A 1,212-nucleotide genomic window follows, 5' to 3' on the forward strand; every position below is an offset into this window, starting at 1 on the left:
CAAGCTTGTATGGTTACCCGGCAAGTCTTAGAAAGAAGAGACTTGTCGGGGTGGAGGGACCAGGCAAGCTTCTGACCCTAGGGTACAGACTGTGGGAGATACGGCCCCACCCCGCACCTTCAAACGCCGATAAGGAATCCATCGGCTGAGCACACACTCAGACCGACGATACTCTGCAAGCCAGCGTTACGGTGCGCCCCGACAAGCCCATTTAACCTAGCTGAGAGGGGCACCCCATGGCAATGCCGGCAAGCTGCCTGGAGATCGGGATTGATGTGGCCAAAGACGATCTGGTCATCCATCTGCTGAACTGGAACCAAACCCTGACCATCGACAACACCCCCCAGGCCATTCGCCAATGGTTAGCCACGCTCCCCAAGGGCTGCGATATCGCCCTGGAGGCGACCGGCACCTATCACATGGACCTTACCGAGCGCGCGCACGCCAAGGGCCACCGGGTCTATATGGTGGACGGCTACCGTCTCAGCAACTACCGCAAAGGCGTGGGCACACGGGCCAAGACGGACCGGGCCGATGCCCAGTTGCTGGCCCGCTATCTGCACAAGGAGAAAGACGAGTTACGCCCGTGGAGCCCGCCCCCCAAAGTGTACCGGATGCTGCAGAGCCTGCTGCGTCGCCGGGCCGCCTTGGTTAAGGCCCGCACCGCGTTGCGTCAGAGCCTGAGCGGAGAACCGGAGCTCAAGGCCTCGCTGCAGGCCCTGATCACCGAGATGGATCGCGTCGACACGGTGATTCAGAAACGGCTCAAGAGCGCGGTGAGCACCGCCGGCTTACAGGCTCAGGTCCAGCGATGCGACGCGATCAACGGGGTCGGTGAGATCACCGCCACTGCCTTGGTCATGGCCTTCCTGAGAGGGGACTTCAAAAATAGCGATGCCTTCGTGGCCTTCCTGGGGCTGGATGTCCGGGTTCGTGACTCCGGCACGCTCAGGGGTAAACGCAAGCTGACCAAGCAAGGGGATACGGAGGTCCGGCGACTGCTGCACTGTGCTGCCATGAGTGCCTCTCGACATCCGGTCTGGCGCGCCTTCTATCAGCGCTATCGGGACCGGGGGATGCACACCACGCAAGCCTTGGTCATCCTGGCCCGGAAGATCGCCCGCACCGCCTTCGCCCTGATGAAGCAGCAACAAGAATATTGCCCCGCAAAGCTCTTTTAAGCGTTGCAGGGCACCATAGAATCTCCCACAG

At 61.3% G+C, this 1,212-nt stretch carries 1 protein-coding gene; it reads left to right on the forward strand.

From position 1 onward, the window contains the following. Positions 1-236 precede the first annotated feature (236 nt). Positions 237-1,181: an IS110 family RNA-guided transposase gene (locus CRO06_RS19765; protein ID WP_063142497.1), complete on the forward strand. Its 945-nt coding sequence runs from the start codon at positions 237-239 to the stop codon at positions 1,179-1,181. The last annotated feature ends 31 nt before the right edge of the window (positions 1,182-1,212 follow it).

It is taken from the genome of Alloalcanivorax xenomutans (assembly GCF_900217905.1).
Lineage (GTDB): Bacteria > Pseudomonadota > Gammaproteobacteria > Pseudomonadales > Alcanivoracaceae > Alloalcanivorax > Alloalcanivorax xenomutans.